The sequence below is a fragment of the Tannerella forsythia genome, from assembly GCF_001006485.1.
GTDB classification, from domain to species: Bacteria; Bacteroidota; Bacteroidia; order Bacteroidales; family Tannerellaceae; genus Tannerella; species Tannerella forsythia.
The window spans coordinates 1-421 of record NZ_JUET01000137.1 but is presented as its reverse complement, the minus strand read 5'-3'; the positions used below and the strand labels follow the sequence as shown (position 1 = coordinate 421).

1 protein-coding gene is annotated in these 421 nt (G+C 45.1%); it reads left to right on the top strand.

What is annotated here, in order from left to right; genetic code table 11:
* Window positions 1–241 (top strand): helix-turn-helix domain-containing protein (locus tag Tanf_RS13260; RefSeq protein WP_046826182.1); only part of this gene is annotated, 241 nt, incomplete at its 5' end.
* Window positions 242–421 lie beyond the last annotated feature (180 nt).

Here is a 421-nt window from a genome sequence, read left to right as displayed (position 1 = left end):
GCTGAACATTACCGTTGCCTATCTGAACGAAGCGGTAAATGCCGTTCTGGGGACAAGCGTGAGCTGCCATACCCAAGATGAGATTATTTTGCAGGCAAAGCGGAAGCTGGTCTATACGACAGCCTCCGTCAAGGAGATTGTGCATAGCCTGGGCTTTGACGATTCCTCCTACTTCACACGACTGTTTGCTAAGGTTGTAGGCGTTTCTCCCACGCTCTTCAGACGGACTTACCACGAATAGTGCTATCATTGCCCTTGTCCATCTATTTCGACTGCTTGTATCCCTCTGTACATCGGCAGCGAACTTTATTTAATTAAAATGATACGGATTACAAGGATGAACAACGTTGTGATTATTCTGAAGGAAGGAAATATGATTAAAGCTCTGACAAAGTTGGGGATACCTATTATCATCGCAATG